The sequence below is a fragment of the Sphingobium sp. 3R8 genome (assembly GCF_020166615.1).
Taxonomy (GTDB): Bacteria; Pseudomonadota; Alphaproteobacteria; order Sphingomonadales; family Sphingomonadaceae; genus Sphingobium; species Sphingobium bisphenolicum.
Map to the genome: position 1 here is coordinate 1 of NZ_JAIQXR010000002.1, position 21,052 is coordinate 21,052.

The 21,052-nt window shown below is 63.1% G+C and carries 19 protein-coding genes; 2 read left to right on the plus strand and 17 right to left on the minus strand.

Annotated features, from left to right (window positions below):
- Positions 1-286 precede the first annotated feature (286 nt).
- The 8 genes from K9B33_RS01920 to K9B33_RS01955 all read right to left on the minus strand — a co-directional run bounded on the left by K9B33_RS01920 (position 287) and on the right by K9B33_RS01955 (position 7,179).
- Positions 287-1,162 carry a nucleotidyl transferase AbiEii/AbiGii toxin family protein gene (locus K9B33_RS01920; RefSeq protein ID WP_224546297.1) on the minus strand — a complete coding sequence of 292 codons (876 nt, stop codon included), beginning with the start codon at positions 1,160-1,162 and terminating at the stop codon, positions 287-289.
- A gap of 60 nt (positions 1,163-1,222) precedes the next feature.
- Positions 1,223-1,618 carry a VOC family protein gene (locus tag K9B33_RS01925; protein ID WP_087575460.1) on the minus strand — a complete coding sequence of 132 codons (396 nt, stop codon included), beginning with the start codon at positions 1,616-1,618 and terminating at the stop codon, positions 1,223-1,225.
- Complete coding sequence (locus K9B33_RS01930; protein WP_224546298.1) at positions 1,615-2,790, minus strand: CaiB/BaiF CoA transferase family protein; 1,176 nt, start codon at positions 2,788-2,790, stop codon at positions 1,615-1,617. Before K9B33_RS01930 ends, K9B33_RS01925 begins: the two co-directional genes overlap by 4 nt.
- The gene (locus K9B33_RS01935) at positions 2,790-3,794 is read right to left on the minus strand and encodes an NADP-dependent oxidoreductase (protein ID WP_224546299.1); all 1,005 of its coding nucleotides are present in this window, start codon (positions 3,792-3,794) and stop codon (positions 2,790-2,792) included. Before K9B33_RS01935 ends, K9B33_RS01930 begins: the two co-directional genes overlap by 1 nt.
- An 87-nt stretch (positions 3,795-3,881) precedes the next feature.
- Positions 3,882-5,006, minus strand: a complete 1,125-nt coding sequence (locus tag K9B33_RS01940; protein ID WP_224546300.1) for a fumarylacetoacetate hydrolase family protein — start codon at positions 5,004-5,006, stop codon at positions 3,882-3,884.
- Positions 4,975-5,757: an SDR family NAD(P)-dependent oxidoreductase gene (locus K9B33_RS01945; RefSeq protein WP_224546301.1), complete on the minus strand. Its 783-nt coding sequence runs from the start codon at positions 5,755-5,757 to the stop codon at positions 4,975-4,977. Before K9B33_RS01945 ends, K9B33_RS01940 begins: the two co-directional genes overlap by 32 nt.
- Entirely contained in the window at positions 5,757-6,791 is a 1,035-nt protein-coding gene (locus tag K9B33_RS01950) for an SMP-30/gluconolactonase/LRE family protein (protein WP_224546302.1), read from the minus strand. The genes K9B33_RS01945 and K9B33_RS01950 overlap by 1 nt, the downstream gene beginning before the upstream one ends.
- On the minus strand, positions 6,781-7,179 hold the full coding sequence (locus K9B33_RS01955; RefSeq protein ID WP_224546303.1) for an AMP-binding enzyme: 399 nt from the start codon (positions 7,177-7,179) through the stop codon (positions 6,781-6,783). The genes K9B33_RS01950 and K9B33_RS01955 overlap by 11 nt, the downstream gene beginning before the upstream one ends.
- Before the next feature lie 447 nt (positions 7,180-7,626).
- On the opposite strand from K9B33_RS01955, the gene K9B33_RS01960 reads away from it, so the two are divergent.
- Both K9B33_RS01960 and K9B33_RS01965 read left to right on the plus strand, forming a co-directional pair.
- On the plus strand, positions 7,627-8,313 hold the full coding sequence (locus tag K9B33_RS01960; protein WP_224546304.1) for a hypothetical protein: 687 nt from the start codon (positions 7,627-7,629) through the stop codon (positions 8,311-8,313).
- Positions 8,306-9,157, plus strand: a complete 852-nt coding sequence (locus K9B33_RS01965; RefSeq protein ID WP_224546306.1) for a nucleotidyl transferase AbiEii/AbiGii toxin family protein — start codon at positions 8,306-8,308, stop codon at positions 9,155-9,157. Before K9B33_RS01960 ends, K9B33_RS01965 begins: the two co-directional genes overlap by 8 nt.
- Positions 9,158-9,293: 136 nt before the next feature.
- On the opposite strand, the gene K9B33_RS01970 is transcribed toward K9B33_RS01965, so the two are convergent.
- The 9 genes from K9B33_RS01970 to K9B33_RS02010 all read right to left on the minus strand — a co-directional run bounded on the left by K9B33_RS01970 (position 9,294) and on the right by K9B33_RS02010 (position 21,045).
- Positions 9,294-9,929: a glutathione S-transferase family protein gene (locus K9B33_RS01970; protein WP_224546308.1), complete on the minus strand. Its 636-nt coding sequence runs from the start codon at positions 9,927-9,929 to the stop codon at positions 9,294-9,296.
- Between the two features lie 7 nt (positions 9,930-9,936).
- Positions 9,937-11,610, minus strand: a complete 1,674-nt coding sequence (locus K9B33_RS01975; RefSeq protein WP_224546309.1) for an AMP-binding protein — start codon at positions 11,608-11,610, stop codon at positions 9,937-9,939.
- Positions 11,611-11,765: 155 nt separating this feature from the next.
- The gene (locus K9B33_RS01980; RefSeq protein WP_224546310.1) at positions 11,766-13,280 is read right to left on the minus strand and encodes a CoA-acylating methylmalonate-semialdehyde dehydrogenase; all 1,515 of its coding nucleotides are present in this window, start codon (positions 13,278-13,280) and stop codon (positions 11,766-11,768) included.
- Positions 13,281-13,301: 21 nt separating this feature from the next.
- The gene (locus tag K9B33_RS01985) at positions 13,302-14,261 is read right to left on the minus strand and encodes an alpha/beta hydrolase (RefSeq protein ID WP_224546311.1); all 960 of its coding nucleotides are present in this window, start codon (positions 14,259-14,261) and stop codon (positions 13,302-13,304) included.
- Between the two features lie 2 nt (positions 14,262-14,263).
- Positions 14,264-15,088 carry a 5-deoxy-glucuronate isomerase gene (gene iolB, locus K9B33_RS01990; protein ID WP_224546312.1) on the minus strand — a complete coding sequence of 275 codons (825 nt, stop codon included), beginning with the start codon at positions 15,086-15,088 and terminating at the stop codon, positions 14,264-14,266.
- A complete protein-coding gene (gene iolE / locus K9B33_RS01995) occupies positions 15,085-15,978 on the minus strand; it encodes a myo-inosose-2 dehydratase (RefSeq protein WP_224546313.1) in 894 nt (297 codons plus the stop codon). The genes iolB and iolE overlap by 4 nt, the downstream gene beginning before the upstream one ends.
- Positions 15,975-17,810: a 3D-(3,5/4)-trihydroxycyclohexane-1,2-dione acylhydrolase (decyclizing) gene (iolD, locus tag K9B33_RS02000; protein ID WP_224546314.1), complete on the minus strand. Its 1,836-nt coding sequence runs from the start codon at positions 17,808-17,810 to the stop codon at positions 15,975-15,977. Before iolD ends, iolE begins: the two co-directional genes overlap by 4 nt.
- Entirely contained in the window at positions 17,807-19,738 is a 1,932-nt protein-coding gene (locus K9B33_RS02005) for a bifunctional 5-dehydro-2-deoxygluconokinase/5-dehydro-2-deoxyphosphogluconate aldolase (RefSeq protein WP_224546315.1), read from the minus strand. The genes iolD and K9B33_RS02005 overlap by 4 nt, the downstream gene beginning before the upstream one ends.
- Positions 19,735-21,045, minus strand: a complete 1,311-nt coding sequence (locus K9B33_RS02010; protein ID WP_224546316.1) for a serine hydrolase domain-containing protein — start codon at positions 21,043-21,045, stop codon at positions 19,735-19,737. Before K9B33_RS02010 ends, K9B33_RS02005 begins: the two co-directional genes overlap by 4 nt.
- Positions 21,046-21,052 lie beyond the last annotated feature (7 nt).

Sequence of the window (21,052 nt, forward strand, 5' to 3'; positions counted from 1 at the left end):
TTATGGCAGACGCTGCCATTCGAGGCCCGCTTGGCAAACGACGCATTTTGGTCGGAAGCATTCGTGAAACCACTAATCCTAGATGGCGAATTGCGCAGTTAACAAGATGCCTCAGAAGGACATCATTGGGCCGTGCTATGCCGATCAAATCATTGGGTATCTGGGCGCCGGTAAACGAGCTTGGACCCGAATGACGGGATCGTTCGAGTCTTTTCGGGCATCCGGCTGCTCTTTGTCTGAAATACGCCTACAAATTTCGGACAAAGAGCGAAGCCGCCCGTAATAATTATGCAGCCGGTTCGTTCAGCGAGCGCTGGAGTGTTTCGACGGTCGCGAGGACGGCATCGAAGTCGGGCACATCGCCGAAGATCATGCCGGCCATGGCACCATAGTCGCGGCGGAGGTCAGCGATCATCGCATCGGTCGGCGTCATGGAGAAGCTGCCGGGCTCAGCATGGGCGAGATCGAGGTCGCGGCTATTGAAGAACATCCGGGCGTGCGCGACGCAATCCCTTCCGAGCTCGGGGTTGGCCATCGCAGAAGCGCCCGTTCCGGCGATCATCAGTTGATGTATGTCGTAATAGTGGCGTGAGACGCGCTGGCCACCCGCACGCAGAACCTGCCGGGCGTCGAACCAGCGGCGCAGGCCATGGAGAATGACGACCTTGTCCCAGAAGGTCCGTTCCGCTTCGACGATGGTCACGTTGGCGACCGTTAGATCGAGGCCGGGCAGATCATCGGCGAGATAAGGGACGACACTATGGCGGGCATGAGGGTCGAGAGCGGATTTGGCCCCGGATTCTATTTTGACGGCTTTTCGGATGTAGCCATCGGACTCGGCGGTCACGCTTGGATACCAAAGGAGAATGCTCTGGGCGCTTTCATCGTCCCGATCGAGTTCGACCTTCGCGCCTGCCATGCCCTCGCCAACTGCACCGGCTAGGGTCTCAACCGGAGCCGGGATCAGGTTTTCGACGTCCTTTTGGTAATCCCGAAAAGCATTAAGCAGCGATTGGAGCCCAAGCGCGCTGACGCCTGCCGCCGCACCAATCGCCGACTCTGAGATCTCTGCGGCGGTGATCGGAAGGAAGGGCGACATCGACGGCGTGTGAATCGATCCGGTGATGGCGCAGGAGATAATGACCTTGCGAGGCTGTGCCATATGAGGTGTTCCTATACTGCAGGGGTTGGCTCGACCGGTCTGGAGTGAGCGTAATAGAGCTTATCGCCGTTCAACGAATTCGATGATCGTGCCGTCAGGGTCGCGGACCATCGCAATGAACACCCCCGGACGAAGCTCGAACCTGTGCTTTTCGAACGGCACTCCAGCCTGCTCGCAAGTGGCGCAAATCTGGTCGATGTTTCGGACGGGGAAGGTCAAATAGCGGATGCCCCTCTGGTCCTCGATTTTCGGCCGGTTGGCGGCTGCAGGCACAAGCGGATCGACGAGCTTGACGAAGCTCTCGCCGAAGCGGAGGCGGTGAAAGCGACCGAACCAAACCTCGATTTCCTCGACCTTTTCGAGGCCGAGAATCGTCTGGTAGAAAGCGAGGCTACGATCGATGTCAGACACGAGAATGCCGACGTCGATTGCCTGTCTGTCGGGCGTGATAGTCACAGGTCGATTTCCTCTGGTTTGTCGGACTGATCCTCGTGCACGCTATGTGTGCCCGTCGCAGCGGTTGCCTCGGTTGAACTCGCGGCCTTCCAACCGGCAAGCAGGTTCGCGCCGTCGGCTGAGCCACGGATCGCGCTCGGCGTGCGGGAGAAGCGGGGAGCGGGCCTCGCGTGCATGACGCCGTCGCGCATTTCGTAGGAGTTTCTCGCCTGCAAATGCGGCTGGGAAAATGCTTCGTGCAGTTCCAATACAGGCGCTACGCAGGCGTCGGTCCCTGCAAACAATTCCGTCCAATAGCTTCTCGGGTGCGTGAGAAAGATCTTTTCCAACGACTGTGTCAAAGCACCCCAGCGCTTCTTGCGGTGCTGATCCGGCAAGAAAGCGTCAAGCCCAAGCTTCTCGAGAAATGCTGCGAAAAACTGGGGTTCAATGGCACCGACGGAAATCTCCCTACCGTCGCCGCAAAGGTAGGTGCGATAGTAAGGTGCCGCGCCGCCGAGGACATTATCTTCCCGTGCGAGCGATATGCGTCCTGCAGGGAGAAGGCCGGCGAACATGGTCATCAGCGAGGCCACCCCGTCGACGATAGCCGCGTCCACAATCTGTCCCTCGCCAGATCGCCCACGCTCCCACAAGGCGCTCAATATTCCAACGGCGAGGAACATGGAGCCGCCGCCAAAGTCGCCAACGAGGTTTAAAGGCACAGTCGCCGGGGCGCCAAGCTTTCCGATCGCCGCCAGTGCGCCGGACAGCGCGATATAGTTGATGTCGTGTCCGGCGGTAGATGCGAGCGGCCCATCCTGTCCCCAGCCCGTCATCCGGCCATAGATCAGGCGCGGATTGCGCTTACGCATCACCTCGGGGCCGAGGCCCAAGCGTTCCATGACCCCCGGACGAAAGCCCTCGATCACAACGTCGGCATGGTCACTCGCGTCGAGGCAAAATGCGCGCCCTTCAGCACTGCGAATATCGACGACCGCAGTAGCCCGTCCACGATCAACGACTGGATTTGGCCAACCATTTCCACCTTCGCGATCGACACGGAGAACGTCGGCGCCCATGTCCGACAGAAGCATCGCGCAATGCGGACCGGGGCCGATGCCCGCAAACTCGATCACGCGCAGGCCCGCCAGTGGCCCCGACGCGGGAGTGGATTTCGCCAGATCCGCCATCAGACCAGCCGGATAAGCCGCTTGCCGAAGTTACGGCCATGGTAGAGGTCGGCGATTGCGCCGGGACACTGCTCGATCCCGTTCACGATCTCCTCGCGATACTTCAACTTTCCCTCGCGCACCCACTGGGCGAGCCGAACGCCGGCGGACTTGAACTCGTCCATATAGTCTAGAACCACGAATCCGCCGATCTGCGCGCGTCGCGTCATGACGATGCGCTCGACGCGCGGACCGCTCGGGGCAGGGCTCCAGGACGCCACGGAGGCCGTTCCGCAGGTGACGACGCGAGCACGAAGCGCGAGTTGCCGATAGACCGCATCGCTGATCGGGCCAGCCGTATTGTCGAAATAGACATTTGCGCCCTGCGGGCAGGCAGCAGCCAAGCTCCGATCGAGGTCGGGGGCCCGATAGTCGATCGCCACGTCGTAACCGAACTCATCGCGACAGATGGCAAGCTTCTCCGGCCCGCCCGTTATGCCGACCGTCCGGCAGCCGAGAAGCTTGGCGATCTGACCAACTGCTGAGCCGACCGCACCTGCGGCGGTCGAAACGACGACCGTATCGCCGGCATTCGGCCGCCCGACTTTCTCCAGGCCCAGCAAGGCGGTGACGCCGTTGAGACCGAGAATGCCCAAGGCGAGCGACGGCGCCAGATCGAAATCCTCGACTTTGCGGATCACCGCATCCGACGTCACGGCAGCGAACTGCTGCCACCCGAACCAACCCTTTACTCGTTCACCCGCCACGAAGCCGGGCACGTGACTTTCGACAATCTCGCCCACCGCCAACGAGCGCATTACCGATCCGATTTCAATCGGTTGGGAATAGTTGCTGGTATCGGCCAGCCAGCCCCGCATGGCGGGATCGACCGAGAGGAAAAGGTTGCGGACCAGTATTTCGCCTAGTGCGGCAGCAGGCAGTTCGTTGTCGACGATCTCGAAATGCTCGGCCTGCGGAATGGCCGCAGGTCGGCCCGCAACGAGGACCTGTTTGTTACCGGGCATGCGTAGCGTGCTCCTTGAAGTGCCAGACAAGCGCTCGATCCCAGTCGAGTTGCGCAATCGTGATGTCGCAGCCGGATTTGTTCTGGGTCATGCGACGGCGCTCACGTCGCCGACAACGTTGTGCGGCATGACAGAAACGCGCCGTACGCCTTCGTGCGCATTGGCGATGAAGCGCGTTTGCAGAACGCCGATTTTTTCCATTTCGAGTTCTACGACGTCGCCGTCAGCTATCACCCGGCCAGTCTCGATAGTGCATCCGTCACCGACCGTGCCCGATCCGAAGATCTCCCCAGGCTCAAGGGTTTCCGATTGCGAGATGTAAGCAATGAGTTCCTCAAACCGCCAATTCATTTCGGACGAGGAGGCCGTGACAAACAATTCACCATTCAGGCGCGCGGTCATGGCGAGCGCATAAGGGTCGCCGATCTCGTCCGCTGTCACCAGGAACGGTCCCATGGGCTTGGAATTATCGAAATCCTTGCCCTTGCCCGGCCCCATCTGCCCAGGCATGGCTCGTGCCTGTTCATCGCGCGCGGACAGGTCATTGAATATCATGTAGCCGAAAATATGGCTTCGCGCGTCGGTGACGCTAATATCCTTGCCTCGCTTGCCGATGACGCAGGCGAACTCGAACTCGAAATCCATCTTGTTGCTGTAAGCCGGCCAGTGCACGTCGGTGCCGGTTCCACATACATTTGCAGGATTTACACGATAGTATAGCGGGTTCTCGTACCAGGCGTCGGGCACGCGAAGGATACCCTTGCGTTCCATCATCTCCATGTAGGCTGGCGGATCGTCCGCCAGGCTCGCCCGAAGCCGGCGTATGCCGTCATAGGCCTGAATCATGTGCTTCTCGAAGGCTAGAAAGTCGCGGATCTGTACAGGGCGCGGTATCGGCGCGAGCAGCCGCACATCGGCGAGGGCGACCCGATGATCCGTCCCGGACTGGCGAACGATGGTACGAAGATCGGCGAGCGCCATATCGCCCGCCTCGACAATGGCTTGGATGCTGGCGAGATGACGTGGCGCCGAGCCGGTCTGAGCAGTGGCGGCCGCTACGATGTCGATCAGCGCATCGCCACCATCGGCGACGACGCCAGGCACCGCCTGACCGTCCTTGATAAATGTCGCCAGCTTCACGAGGGCTCTCCTGTTTTGCAAAATGCTGTGACGAACATGGTCAATGCGTTTCGACTGGACCGGCGCCGCCATAGGCGACCCATCCGCCATCGACGGGCAACGTCACGCCAGTAATGTAGCTTGACCAGTCCGACAGCAGGAACGCGGTCGCGCGCGCGATCTCGGCTGGCGCCCCCAGCCGGCCCATCGGCGTGCGATCGGTGAGGAGCTTCTCGTCAAGTTTGCCTTCCGCGATTAGACGGTCAGTCATCGGCGTCCGGATGAAGCCCGGCGCTACCGCATTGATGCGAACCCCGCTTAACGACCATTCGCAGGCGAGATTCTTGGCCATCATCGCAACCGCCGTCTTGGCAGGGCCGTAAGCGTGGCGCCGCGGACTACCGATCAGGCCTCTTATGGACGACATCGCTACGATCGATCCGCGCTGCTGCGGCATCATCACGCGGGCTGCGGCGCGGCAGGCGAGGAAGGTGCCGCGAAGCGTGACATCGACTATGTGTTGCCACTCGTCGATATCGATCTCGAAGGCCTTCGCGACGCGGTCGCTGACACCGGCGCAATGCACCAGCCCGTCGAGGCCACCGGCCGCGGCGGTCGCCGCAGCGACCATCGCCTCGCAATCCTGTTCCCGCGTCACGTCGCCGCCAGCACTCGCCACCGCGCCGAGTTCGCGGGTGATGCTCGCGAGCGCCTCTTGGTCGCGATCCATCAGAATGAGGACGGCCTGTTCCTCTGCTAGCAATCGTGCCGTCTCTAGTCCGATCCCACTGGCGGCGCCGGTCACGAGAACGCGCTTTCCCGCCAAGCCGAGGCTCGTCGTCATCAGCGGCGCTCCAGACGTTGATCGGCCCAGTGGACCGGGGGCGCCCCAGCCACGGGCGAACGAAAGAAGGGAATCGTCGTGCCTCTCAGGCTGCCGATATAAACGGTGCTGAGGTCCGGCCCGCCGAACGTGACGCTCGCCATCCACGGCGCCAGCGCGCTGCCGCAGGCAAGCATTAGCTCTGGCGTGAGCCGCTCCTCGGCATAGGCCTGGAGCAATTGCCGTCCAGCTTCGGAGTCGCGGTCGTCGTCCAGGATGATACGCAGATCGCCATCCGGAGTGATCGCGAAGATCCGATCAGTAAAGATGTGCGTGCCCCAGAGATTGCCGAAACTGTCGAAGGCGATACCGTCGATCATCCGGCCATGATTGTCCGGGCCGTAAGTTTCGCGGCTGTTGAGCGCGCCATCGTCGGCGACGCGGAATCGGGTGACCCTCATTCCGCACGTTTCCACGGCGTAGAGCCACTCTTCTTTGGCATCGAGGCGGATTTCGTTTGTGAAATGGAGGCCGTCGGCAACGATGCGGATCCCCTTTTCGTCGGCGAGCGCGATGTAGCCGTCCCGCACCGAAGGGGTCATCGACATGATAAGGTCGGGCACACGGGTCGACACGGTCAGCCACAGCCGGTCGCGGCTATCGCGCAGGACGAAGTTCACCCGCCCGAACGGCCTGCCGTTGATGGCATCATACAGGACGGAGCTCTCCCCCGTACGCTTCATCACTTCGAGCCGGTCGGTGCCAAAATTAGCGATCAGTATGTCGCCGTTGCGCGCGAAGGCCATGCCGTTGGGCAGGGTGTCGTTGACTATCCGCGTGAACTGTTCGGTCGCGCTCGCCGGGACGGCGTCCCCCTGGGCGATCAGCGTCTGCGAACCATCGGTGGCGATCCGCACCACGCCGCCGCGCGCATCGGCGGACCATATCGTGCCGTCGGCTTCGGCGAGGATGCATTCGGGGCGCTGCAGGTCCCGGCCGATCGACGCGAGACTTGCCGGATCGACCTCAAAGCCGTCGATCGGGTTACTCGGCATGAACAATTCCTTCGCTGTGAGATGGTTGCTTGGCGTGTATTTCGCGCAGGCGCTTTTTATCTACCTTCCCGGTCGCGGTGAGCGGCATGTCGGAAATCAGGATCGTATCGGGCAGCCACCATTTGATGATCCGCTCCGAAAGAAATGACCGTACCTCGTCGGGCGTAACTACAGCGCCCGGCTGAGGCTCGACGACCAGCAGGGGACGCTCTTCCCATTTCGGATGATAGACGGCGATCACGCCGGCAAAGCGCACGCCCGGACAGGCGACCGCGACATTCTCGATATCGATCGAGCTAATCCATTCGCCGCCGGACTTGATGACATCCTTCGCCCTATCGGTGATCCGAAGATAGGTTCCAAGCCTTCGCTCTCGGCTTGGCGGCATTGATCTGGATGTAGGTCAGCATGGTCGTTTTCCCAGCAAGGCCGGGTCGATCCGAGGGCAACAAAAAGGGCAGCATTTGTGGTCGCTGCACATGCCTCTAGACGGATTTCGCCGGACGGTGTCTGGCGATTCTCGGTCAAGAAATGCTGTGAAACCAGCCGCTTACTGGACTTATCTGGACGTATCCAGAGCCAGTATTGGTGCCAGAAGAGGACTCAAAAACGGCCTGTTCCGACGCAGAAAACCGCCATTTTTTGAGAGTCATCACGGGGCGATACCATGCTCGATACCTTGGGACTTTTTGTCGGAATGATGTGAGTCCCCAAGCCTCCAAAATCATGTGCGTCGGCAGGTGATTCGGCGAGGCTGTGTTGGACAGGAAGATATCACTCACGCCGTTTCGAGAAATTCTTGAAACTTTCACTATTTGAAAGTATCTGGAATTTTATGAACGCGCTTGCTGATCAGGTCACACAATCAAGCCTTGCTGATCGGATCTTCAGTGAAGGTCAGCTTCGTGACCTTCTGGGCGGCAGCGATGCCCGCCGCTATGCTCTGGTTCATAGGGCGCTGAAGGACGGTTCGTTGATCCGTCTCAAACGGGCCACCTATTTGCTCGGTCGGCGCACCAGCAACGATGCCATCCATCCCTTTGTCGTGGCGCAGGCGCTCCTGCCGGGCAGTTACGTCTCTTTCGAGACGGCTCTGGCCTACCATGGCTGGATTCCGGAGGCCGTCTTCACCACGGCAAGCGTTTCACCCGGCCGAAAGACGATCACCCATGATACGCCATCCTACGGACAATTCAGCTTTCACCCGCTTGCGCTCCAGAAATACCAATTCCTGACGAGCGTGGATCGCGAAAAGTTCGGCAAGCTCACGGCATTTGTCGCACAACCCTTACGGGCACTGATCGATCTTGTCGCTTTACGGAAGGAGCATTGGTCCGGCCTGGACTGGCTCACCGAGGGCATGCGGATCGACGAGGACCGGCTGCGATCGCTCAGGCGCAAGGATTTCTACGCGCTCCGGCCCGTTTATAGGCACAAGGCCGCCAACATGTTCCTCCATTCACTCGAAGAGGCTATTCTGACGATCAATGGCGCGGCCAAAGGACGTCTTACGGATGATTGAAATTATTCAGGAGAAGCTCCGCCAGTATGGAGCGACCAACGCAGTCGAGGAAGAGAATGCGACCAAGGAGATCGTGCAGGAGATCGCTCTCTACGCGCTCTGGCGTGGCGATTTTTTCGATATCGCTCTTTTCCAGGGTGGCACCAGCCTGCGCATTCTGCACCGCCTGCCTAGATTTTCCGAAGATCTCGATTTTATGCTCCGGTCACCGAACCCCGAGTTCGACTGGGCTCCCTATCTCAAAATTCTGGTCGAGGTTTTCGCGCAGTTTGGATTGAAGCTTGACGCCCAGCCCAAGGAGAGGATGGACAAGGCGGTTCGGGAGGCGGTGCTCAAGGATGATTCCATCGCAAGTCAGCTCGATCTGGCCTTTGCAGGCACGGGACGTCGCAGGACGATCAAGATCAAGCTGGAGATCGACAACAATCCGCCGCCGCGATCCGGCGAAGCCAGCACCTTTCTCGATTTTCCCGCCGATTACGAGGTGCGGCATCAGGATCTGCCTTCCAACCTCGCGCTGAAAATCCATGCACTTCTTTGCCGAGGATATCTGAAGGGCAGGGATTGGTATGACTTTTCCTGGTATGTCTCGAACGGGGTGTCTCCCAATCTGATGCATCTCGAGGCCGCCCTGATCCAGGCTGGCCCATGGGCGGGGCAGGAAGACCTCACGATCGACATGGCATGGCTGCAGCACACGTTGGGCAACAGCATAGCCGCTGTCGACTGGAAGGCCGCCGCTGATGATGTCAGGCGATTCCTGCGTCCGGCGGAGGCGAAATCGCTGGAATTATGGAGCGAACGCTTCTTCCTCGCAAAACTAGAAAAGATGACGCGGACTTGACGTTTTTATCCGGAAATGAGGATCAGCGTTGGGTTGATCCCCTTGCGCTGACTGGTTTCCATGCCGCAGAAAAGGAGATCGTCGGAACCTTCGCGATAGAACTGCGATGCCTTCATGCTCTCCGCCCAAGCGCGCCCTAGCGCCAGGCGGGCGCCTGCGCGTCCACGATGCTCGCGCGCTTGAAACCTGGCCGCGCGCACGCCCTTTCGAGGTAAGCGCGGACGTGCGGTCCGAAATTCGCCCCAAGACCGACAACGCGGTCTGCGAGATACAAGGCGTAGGCAATTGCGATATCCGCGATCGTGAACCGCCCGCCGCACAGCCACTCCCGATCCGCCAGTGCCGACTCTACTGCCCTGAGCCGACCGTTGAACCATTTTTCATAATCAGCGGCCGGCTGTTCGGCTCGCTTCTCAGGCGCTTCGAGCTGCCGGTACCGCAAAACGATGGTTTGCGGGAAAGTCAGCGTCGCATCGCTGTAGAACAACCAGTTCAGGAACAGCGGATAGTCTTTTTCGTCTGGAGACAGCGCAAGCGGCGTCGGACCGTAGCGCGCAGTCAGGTACAGGCAGATAGCCGTCGACTCCGTCATCCGGACATCGCCGTCCTTCAGGAAGGGAATGGTGCCGATCGGATTGATGTCCAGATATTCCCTCGCAAGGGCTCTGGGCGGGAAGGGAAGCAGGACCGGCTCGTAGGGGATTTCCATCTCGTCCAGTGCCCAAAGCGGGCGCAGCGAACGTGTCTCCCGGCAATGATAAAGCTTGAGCATGGCGTTTTCAGCTCTCCCCGAGATCGGCGATCATCGCTTCGCGCAGCAGATATTTCTGAACCTTGCCGGAGACGGTCATCGGGAAGGCCTCGACGAAGCGGACGTAGCGCGGAACCTTGTAGTGGGAGATCTTCCCGCGGCAGAAAGCAATGATCTCGTCGGCATCTTGCGCCGCACCGGCGCGAAGCTTGATGCAGGCGAGCACCTCTTCGCCGAACTTCGCGTCGGGCACGCCGATCACCTGCACATCCTCGACCGCAGGGTGGCTGTAGATGAATTCCTCGATCTCGCGCGGATAGATGTTCTCGCCACCGCGGATGATCATGTCCTTGATACGCCCGACAATGCGGCCGTACCCCGCCTCGTCGATGACGGCGAGGTCGCCGGTGTGCATCCAGCCGTCGCGGACAGCGGCGGCAGTCATTTCGGGATCCTCCCAATAGCCAAGCATGACCGAATAGCCGCGCGTGCACAGCTCACCCTGCTGGCCGCGCGGTACAGTCTCGCCCGTGTCCGGGTTGACGATCTTTACCTCAAGGTGAGGCTGAACCCGCCCGATCGTGCCGACGCGTCGCTCGATCGGATCATCGAGCGCGGTCTGGAAGCTGACCGGACTGGTCTCGGTCATGCCATAGGCTATGCCGACGTCGCGCATATGCATGCGGGTCATGACCTTGCGCATCACCTCGACCGGGCACGGCGATCCGGCCATCAGACCGGTGCGCAGGCTCGACAGGTCGAAACGAGCGAATTCAGGGTGCTCGAGCGCGGCGATGAACATGGTGGGCACACCGTGCAGCGCGGTACAACGTTCGGCTTCGACCGCTTCGAGAACGGCGAGCGGCTCGAAGCCGGGCGACGGATAGACCATCGTCGCGCCGTGAACGAGGCAGGCCAGGTTGCTCATCACCATGCCGAAGCAGTGATAGAGAGGCACCGGAACGCACAGCCGGTCGCCCTCCCGCAGGCCCATGGCAAGACCGCAGAAATAAGCGTTGTTGAGCACATTCCTGTGCGACAGCGTCGCGCCCTTGGGCGATCCGGTGGTGCCGCTGGTGAACTGGATATTGATGGGGTCGTTTGGCTGAAGACCTGCGGCCAGGGACACAAGTTCCCGCTCGGATGCGTCGGTCCGAAGCGCTGCCACCTCCTCGAACTCGAGCCAGCCAGGGCGCCGGTCGCCGCCGATCTTGATGATATGGGCCAGTGCCGGCAAGCGGTCCGACCTGGCCTCGCCCGCGCTTGCAACCGACGGGAGCAGCGTCTCCACCATGGCGACATAGTCGCTCGTCTTGAACGAGGCCGCGCAAACGAGCGCCTTCACCTCGACTTTCCGCAGCGTATATTCGAGCTCGGAGGTGCGGTAAGCCGGGTTGATGTTAACCTGGATCATGCCGGCGCGGGCAGTGGCGAACTGGGCGATCGTCCATTCGGCGCAGTTCGGTGCCCAGACGCCGACCCGATCGCCGGGACGAAGGCCGAGCGCCAGCAGCCCTGCCGCAAAGGCATCGGCCGCCGCCTTGAGCCCGGCCCAAGAAAGGCGGATATTCTGGTGGCGCGATACGAGCGCCTCGGCCTCCGGCCAGCGCTGTGTCGCCCGCTCCAGCGCTTCGCCGATCACATGCTCAAGCAGCGGCGGCTCTGAGACGCCGACGACGTGACTGAGTTCATCAAAGCTCATGGCGCACCACCAATTGTTGCAATTTCCCTAAGTCTCAGGCCATTGGCTTCGACAATGGCCACACGCGAGGCGTCCGTGATCCCTGGTCCGATCTGCGAAGAGTCCCAAATAACTTTTGGTATAAGCGAACTGCCGTCGCTTGCCACGAATGGTGTTCACAACATCGTCGGCATGACAAAGCTCGAATCCGTGACTGCGCCGCCGGCAGGCCAGCGCTGGGTGATGGTCTTGACCTTGGTCCAGAAGCGTATGCCTTCCATCCCGTGCTGGTTTTGATCGCCAAATGCCGAACGCTTCCAGCCGCCGAAGCTGTGATATGCTACTGGCACGGGAATGGGCACGTTGACGCCGACCATGCCGACGTTGACGCGCTGTGCAAATTCGCGCGCGGTATCGCCATTACGCGTGAAGATTGCTACGCCGTTGCCGTATTGATGCCTGGAGGGTAGCGTGATTGCCTCTTCGAAGCTCGAAGCGCGGACGATTTGCAGCACCGGACCGAATATCTCCTCGCGGTAGGCGGACATGTCGGGCGTAACGTGGTCGAACAGGCTGGGACCGATGAAGAAACCGTCCTCATGCCCCTGCAGGGTGAAGCCGCGGCCGTCGACCACCAGCTCCGCGCCCTCATCCACCCCGGTCTGGATCCAGCGTTCGATCCGCGCCTTGTGCTCGGCGGTGACGACCGGCCCGTAATGCGCGTCGGCATCGGTGGAAACGCCGACGCGCAGCGCCGCGATCGCCGGGATCAGCTTCGCCTTCAGCCGCTCTGCTGTATCCGCGCCGACCGGCACCACGACCGGCAACGCCATGCAGCGCTCGCCCGCCGAGCCGAACGCCGCGCCGCACAGGTCAGCGACGGTCTGGTCGAGGTCGGCGTCGGGCATGACGATGCCGTGGTTCTTGGCCCCGCCCATCGCCTGCACGCGCTTGCCCGCCGCGACGCCGCGTGAATAGACATATTGGGCGATGTCGGACGAGCCGACGAAGCTGACCGCGCCGATCGCGGGATGATCGAGGATCGCGTCCACCATCTCCTTGTCGCCGTGCACGACCTGAAAAATGCCATCGGGCAGGCCCGCCGCGCTGAACAGTTCGGCGAGACGCACCGGCACCGACGGGTCGCGCTCCGATGGTTTCAGGATGAAGGCGTTACCGCATGCGATCGCCACCGCGCTCATCCACAGCGGGATCATCGCTGGGAAGTTGAACGGCGTGATCCCCGCGCCGATACCGATCGGCTGGCGCATCGAATAGACGTCGATTCCCGGCCCGGCACCCTCGGTATAGTCGCCCTTCAAAAGGTGCGGGATGCCACAGGCGAACTCGACCACGTCAAGGCCGCGCTGGATGTCGCCTTTGGCGTCGCTGACCACCTTGCCATGTTCGGAGGCGAGCAGCCGCGCGAGCGACTCCATCTCCGTTTCCACCAGCTGCTTGAAGGCGAACATCACCCGTGCGCGCCGCTGCGGATTGACCGCGGCCCACGCCGGTTGCGCCGCCTGTGCCGCAGCGACCGCCGCGTCCAGATCGGCGGCCCCGCCCAGCCCGACGCCCGCCTGGACCTGCCCGGTGTTGGGATCGAACACGTCGGCGGCGCGGCCGGAGGAGGATCGCACGGACGCGCCGCCGATAAAATGCTCCACCTCGCGGACGGGGGACGTAATCATGTCTTTCTCCTTGAAGGGGGGTCAGGACCGGGCGGTCGTCGCGCTCTTGCGCGCGAGCATGTGTCGTAATCCGGCCAAAGTTCGCGTGAACGCGCGATCCGCCGCAGGCACCACGACCGTGAGGCCCGTGAAGCCGTGGGTCAGGTTACCGAACTCGATCAGCTCCACCGGCACGTCGGCGGCACGCAGCCGATCGGCATATTCCACGGCCTCGTCGCGCAGCGGATCGACCGTCAGGACGGCGATCACTGCCGGCGGCAGCCCGGACAGGTCGTCCGCCGCCAGCGGCGAGAGGCGCGGGTCGGCGTGGTCGTGCCCGGCGCTGTACAAGGGATAAAGCTGGCGGAGCGAATGGCTGCGCAGCGAGGGGTCTGCATCCGCCAGGACCGAGGCGCGTTGAAAGCTGGTGTCGCGCAGGTCCACCGCCGGATGGACGAGCAACTGGGCGTCGAAGCTTCTGCCCGGCCGCTCATCGCGCAGCACGAGCCCCACGACGGCGGCGAGATTGGCGCCGGCGCTCTCTCCGCTCACCACCACCGGCTGATCGCCGCCGCCTAGTTCCCCGGCATGATCGAGCGTCCAGCGCGCCGCGACGAGACAGTCGTCGAGACCCGCCGGGAAGGGATTCTCCGGCGCAAGGCGATAATTGCTCGTCACCACCACCATCGACAGGTCGCGCGCCAGCCGTCGCGCGATCGGATCGATGATGTCGATGTTGCCGACCGACCAGCCGCCACCATAATAGTGGTGAAGCGTGCCTTCGACCGCGCCGCTGGGGCGATAGATGCGTATGGCAATGTCACCGCGCGGTCCGGACAGCGTGCGATCCTCAATCGATGCCACGGCTATCGGCCCCTCGGGTCCGACCATCATCGGGCGGAACGCCTCAGCCGCCGCGCGGTAGGCCGCGATATCCAATTTCTCTGACGCGGGGATCGGCATCTGATTGAGCATCTGCTGCAATATGGGGTCTAGAGCCATCGTCACTCTCCTGTTGCGTTGTCTGTCACGGGAGCGCGCACGATCCATGCGTGCGCCGGGTCGTTGGCGAAGACCCAGTTACGACGCGGGCCTGCCATCACGTTCAGATAATAGAGGTCGTAGCCATGCGCGGCCCCCACCGGATGATAGCCGCGCGGCACCATGACGACGTCGCCATCCTCGACCGCGATCGTCTCGTCGATCGAACGGTCGTCGGTGTAGACGCGCTGAAAGGCGAAGCCCTGCGGTGGCGACAAGCGGTGATAATAGGTCTCCTCGAGGAAGGTCTCCTCGGGATAGGCGTCGCGATCATGCTTGTGCGGCGGATAGCTCGACCAATGCCCGCCGGGGGTTATCACTTCGACCACGAGCAGGCTCTCGGCCTCCGCCTTGTCGTCGAGAATGTTGCGCACGAAGCGGGTGTTGGTGCCTTGCCCTCGCGTTTCCAGGCCGACATCCTCCGGCGGGATCAGGCGCAGTCGGCCCTTGCCCGTGGCGGGTGCGGTGCAGATGGCGATCTCGGCAACGCTGCCCGCCTCAATCCGATAGGGCGTTCCTGCCGGCACATAGACCGAGCTGGCCGGGCCGTTGAACACGTCCTTGCGTCCACCGACGCCCGTGAATCGCTCATTGTTGCCGATGACGTCGATCGTGCCCGATAGAATGACGAGGCAGGCCTCACGGCCATGCTCAATCCCGTCATAGGCCTGGCCGGGCATCCGCCTGACGACCCGAAAGCCGACATAGCGCCAGCCCGCGCTCTCCGGCGTGATGTCCAGCACGACGCCGCTGGCGTCGGGCGTTTGGCTGCGAACGCGCAGGCTCATATGACCAGCTCGGCATCGCGGGCGAGACGCCTGAGCGTGTCGAGGCCCAGCTGCTGGTACGTGCGGGGATTGGCGATCGCAGGATCCTGCTCCGCCTCGATAACGATCCAGCCGGTATAGTCGACCCCGGCCAGCGCCCGCATGAACGGCGCAAAGTCGTAATCGCCATCGCCCGGCGTCGTGAACATGCCGCCGACCACCCCGTCGAGAAAGCTACTGCCGTCGGCGAGGAACGCCTGGTGCCGGGCGGCGCGCACATCCTTGCAGTGGACGTGGTTCACGCGTTCCAGCCGCTCATGCACGACCGTGAGCGGGTCGATGCCGCCGCAATATGCGTGGCCGGTGTCAAGCACCAGTCCGACATGGTCGCCGGTCACCGCGAAGAAACGGCGGAGTTCGGCGGCGGTCTCGACGACGGTGCCGCAATGATGATGGTAAGCGAAGCGCAAGCCACGTTCATTGACATGGGCCGCGACCGCATCCAGCCGCTGGCCGAAACGCACCCACGCATCGTCGGCAAGCTGCGGGTGGGTGTCGAGCCGGCTCGACCGGTCGCCGTGCACCGCGTTGGAGGTTTCGGCGAGGATGAACACGCTCGATCCCATTGCCTCCAGCAGCGCGAGATGATCCGCCATCGCTTCGATCTCGGCATCGGCGTCGCGGGTCAGCAGGCTGGATGAATACCAGCCGCCGACGATGTCGAGACCGTACCCCGCCATGATCGGCTTCAGCGTGGCGGCGTCGCGCGGGAATTTGTTGCCGAGTTCGACACCGTCAAAACCGATCTCCTTCACATCGGTCAGCAGCGCGTCGAGCGTCGTGTCGCCGCCCAGTTCGGGCAGGTCATCATTGGCCCAGGCGATCGGGCTGGCACCCCAACGGATCGTCATTTCACTTGTCCCTTCCTGGAATCCTCGTAGTGCGCTCTCGCTGTCAGCACGTCCAGGCGTGTGGACACCTCCGCAACGGCGACATCCCACCAGTGGCCGCCGGCCGCCGTCGTCGGAACCGGATCGGTATCGATCACGACGACATAGCTGATCGGTGACGCCGCGGCGCGCGCCAGCGCGGCATCGAGTTCGGCCAGGCTCGCCACCTTCTCCGCCCCCGCGCCCAGACTGCGGGCATGGGCGGCGAAGTCGATCGCAGGCAGCATGTCGTGCCGCGTATCGGCGAGCAGGTTATTGAACGGCCGTCCGCCGGTCGCCTGCTGCAATCGGTTGATGCAGCCATAGCCGCGGTTGTCGAGCAGCACGACCGTGACCTTCAGTCCCAGCATGACCGAGGTCGCCAGTTCCGAATTGAGCATCAGATAGCTGCCGTCGCCAACCATCACGACCACGTCGCGCGAAGGATCGGCCATCTTCACGCCCAGCCCGCCTGCGATCTCGTAACCCATGCAGGAAAAGCCGTATTCGACATGATAGCCGCCCGGCCGGTGCGTGCGCCACAGCTTGTGCAACTCGCCGGGCAGGCCGCCTGCTGCGCTGACGACCACCGCGTCATCGTTCGCCTGTCGCCACACCGCACCGATCACCTGTGCGTCCGACGGCAGCGTGTCACCGGGCGCTGTCGCGGCCTCGAAGGCGATGTTCCATGTCGTCAACGCAGCGGCATTGGCCTCGCGCCAGTCGGTCGGCACCTGCCAATCTTCCAGTTGCGTCGCGAATGCCTCGATCACCGCGCGGGCATCGCCGACCACGGCGTGCGCATGGTGTTTCGCCGCGTCGTGCGGAGCGACGTTGACCTGATATAGCGTGCCGCCGAACAGCGTGCGTGAGCCGGTGGTGAAATCCTGCAATCGCGTGCCGATGCCGATCACCAGGTCCGCCGCCGCCGCCGCCCGATTGGCGGCGCTGGTGCCGGTGACACCGATCGCACCGAGCGCCTCGGGCTGATCCCATGCCAGCGCGCCCTTGCCCGCCTGGGTCTCTGCGACGGGTACACCCGTTGCCTGCGCCAACGCCGCCAGCGCGGCTTCGGCGCGCGAATAGAGGACGCCGCCGCCAGCGACGATCAGCGGGCGCTCCGCCGCGCGGATCGCGTCCACCAGCGCACTAACTTCCCCCTCGTCGGGCCGGGGCCGCCGCCGCCGCCACACGCGCCGCACGAAAAAGCTTTCCGGCCAGTCATAGGCTTGCGCCTGCACGTCCTGGCACAAAGCCAGCGTCACCGGCCCTGCGGATACCGGATCGGTCAGCACCGCCATCGCACGCGGCGCCGCGTCGAGTATCTGCTCGGGCCGGGTGATGCGGTCGAAATAGCGGCTGACCGGGCGGAAACAGTCGTTCGCGCTGACCGTACCGTCACCGAAATCCTCGATCTGCTGGAGCACAGGATCGGGGCGACGGCTGGCATAGACGTCGCCGGGCAGGAACAGGACAGGCAGGCGATTGACGTGCGCCAGCGCGGCGGCGGTCACCATGTTGGTGGCGCCTGGCCCGACTGAGGTGGTGCAGGCCATCGCCCGCTCGCGCCGGTGCGCCTTTGCGAACGCGATGGCGGCGTGGGCCATGCCCTGTTCGTTGTGTGCGCGGTAGGTTGGCAGCGTGTCGCCGACGTCGGCCAGCGCCTCGCCCAGCCCTGCGACATTGCCATGGCCGAAGATCGCCCATATGCCGGCGAAGAACGGCACCTCGCCTGCGTCAGTGGCGACATGTTGCGCCGCCATCCAGCGCACCAGCGCCTGCGCAGTCGTCAATCGGATCGTTAAGGCACTCATGCGGCCTGCTTCGCACGGGCTGTCCGCCAGCCCATCACCAACGCGTGAAAATTTGCAGCCATCTCGTCTACAGCCTGCTCATCATTGATGACGCCCCGCAGCCATCGTGCTGCCGGTTCTGCCCAGATCGTCCGTCCGACGGCGAAACCCTTTACCATCGAACTGTTCGCCGCCGCGGCGAAGCTGGTGATAAGTGCGTCCTGCGTAGCGGCCAGACCCAGCAGCAGGATACCACGGCAATGGGGATCATGCTTGCGGATCACCGCCTCCACCGCAGTCCAGGCCGCCGGTTCACTAGCCGGCTCCAGTTTCCACCAGTCCGGATATACGCCAAGCGCATAGAAATGGTCCACCAGATCAGCCATTGTCGCGGTAGTTATCGAGCCATGCTTGGATGCGATCACCTCCAGCAGCAATTCGTGCCGCGTGTGTCGGCATGCCTCGAACAGCCGCAAGATCTGGCGATCCTGGGCCTCGCGCAGCGCTGGTGCGTCGTCAGGATGATAGAAAACCAGGCACTTGACGACATGGTCGAGCGGCCAGTCGGCCAGGATCGTCGCCGCTTCGCGTCCACCCTCGAATTGCAGGGGACGCGAGCCGGGCAACTCGATCGGTCGGCCGATCCAATAGGGCGTGTCCGCCGCCGCCTCCAGCGCGCGGGAACCGTAGCGGCTGTCGGCCAGCAGGCCAAAGCCGTGATTCTCGCACGCCACACGCTCCAGCGCATGTAGTGCCAGTTCCTTGAATCGCGGCACGCGGTCGAGGTTTTCAGTTCCCAGCGCCTCGACCATCTCGGCGAACTGGCTGCGATGGTCGATCGCGAGGACGTTCAGGTCCGGATAATCCGGGTGACGGTTGGTCGACCAGTGCGCCTGTTCCAGCACCACGCTATCGCGCAGGCGCCGCGGCCAGTCAGCGTGCCCGAGGAACGTCTGCAATTCCGCCCAGCTTGGTTCGGCGGGCGCGCAGCCGTGGCGCGACACGACAAGCGCGCCGCACGCATTGGCATAGGTGCAGCAGGTCTCGAACGATTCGCCGTGCAGCCAGCCGCGCAGGAACCCGGCCATGAAGGCGTCGCCCGCGCCCAGCACGTTGAACACCTCGATCGGGAAACCGCGCCCGACGATGCCGCCATTGAGGCTGTCCGGTATGGTGCCCGGAAAAGCCACGCACCCGTCGGCGCCGCGCTTGCAGACCAGCAACGCGTCAGTAGCCGCCCGGATCGTCCGCAGCGCCGCCAGCGTATCGGTCGTGCCGCCTAGAATATGAATCTCCTCCTCGGTGCCGACGATCAGGTCGCAAAGCGGCAGCACGCTTTGCAGCTTGCTGGTCACGACCGCGCTCGCGACAAAACGGTCCTCGCCATTGTCCTTTTGCGCCAACCCCCACAGCACTGGCCGATAGTCGATATCGAAGATCACCTGTCCGCCAGCGGCCTTGATCGCCCGCGCCGCCTTGAGGCTCGCGGCGCGCACGTCGGGGCGCGACAGATGCGTGCCATTGATGAGAAGCGCGCCGGCCGAAGCGACGAATTCCGGGTCGATATCCGCTTCGCACAGCGCCATGTCCGCACAGTTTTCGCGATAGAAGATCAGCGGGAAGCTGTCGGGATCGCGGATGCCGAGGAGGACGAGCGCGGTCAGGCGATCGGGATCACTGACCACGCCTGACACGTCCACGCCTTCGCGTTGGAGTTCCTCGCGGATGAAGCGTCCCATATGGTCAGCGCCGACACGGGTGATCAACCCCGTCCTCAGCCCCAGCCGCGCAGCGCCCACCGCCGTATTCGTAGGACTGCCGCCGATATATTTGGCGAAGCTACCCATGTCCTCCAACCGACCGCCGATCTGCTCGCCATAAAGGTCGACGCTGGACCGGCCCAGGGCGATGAGGTCCAGAGGTCTGGCCGCAGCCACTGTTTCGCTCATCCGACTTCTCCCCCTTGTTGCCACTGGCCCGCTTTGGCTGACAGGATATCGGCCACCAGCCCGCGGCTGCGGAATTGCAGTGACAGACGCTCGGCATCCGCCAGCAGCTGGATCAGGCAAACGAACGCAATATCGTTGGTCGGGTCGATCCAGAACCAGCACCCCGCCGCCCCGTCCCAGAAATAGGTGTCGCGTCCCAGGCGAACGTCCGCCGCCACCGGATCGGTGACGACCACACCGTTATAGGCATATTCGTAGCCTGGACGCAGGACATGCGGTGCCGTGCCGAATTCGCCGGTCAGGAGGTCTGATGGCGTGTGGCTGCGCGTCATCTCCGCGACCGCCCCGGCGCTCAGAATGCGCGCGCCTTCGAGTTCGCCCCGATTGAGCAGCATCCGTGCAAAGCGCAGATAGTCGCCCGCCGTCGACACCAGCCCCCCGCCCCCAGACGCAAAGGCGGGACTGCGCTCGTAGGGCAGCACGAGGTCGCGCGCCGGGACATGCGCCATGTTGTCGTAGGGCATCGGCCCGTCGACGCTCGCTTCCACCAGGGCGTCGCCCGGCAGCACATACAGGCTGGCGAAGCGGTCGCGTTTTGGCTCCGGCACGAGGAAGTCGGTATCGACCATCCCGAGCGGCGCGAAAATTCGTTCCATCATAAAGTCGCGGAGCGACACACCGCTCAGCCGCTCGACCAAGGCCCCCTGCACATCCATGGCGACGCCGTAACGCCATCCCGTGCCCGGATCGAAAGCGAGCGGCGCGCGCGCGAGCCGCGCGAGATAGTCGGCAAGCGGCAGGCTGTGCGGGAGGCTTGGGACTCCCGCCGCGCGGAACGCGCGATCGACTGGCTCGTCGCTGAAGCCATAGGTAAAACCGGCGCGATGCGTCATTACATGCTCGATCAGCAGCGGGTTTCGCGGCGGTGAGAGAATTGCAACGCCGTCCTCGTCGACGCCGCGCAGCACCTGCAACCCTGCAAGCTCCGGAAGATGGTCCTCCAGCCGGTCCTCGGGTGCCCACCGCCCTTCATCACGCAGGATCATCATCGCAGCCGCCATGACCGGCTTGGTCATAGAGAAAAGCCGGAAAATGGTATCCCGCCGCATCGGCGTGGTCGTGGCCACGTCCTGCCATCCGATTACCGAGTCATGCGCCAGTCCGCCGCCATGCCAAGCCAGCGTTACGGCGCCACTGAGCAGCCCGCGATCGACCACGTCGCGGATCATCGCATCGATAGGCGCCCAGCCAGCTGCGCTGTCGACCGTCGACGCGTCGAGATACGACCGTTCCGTCACCACTTGCATGTCGAGA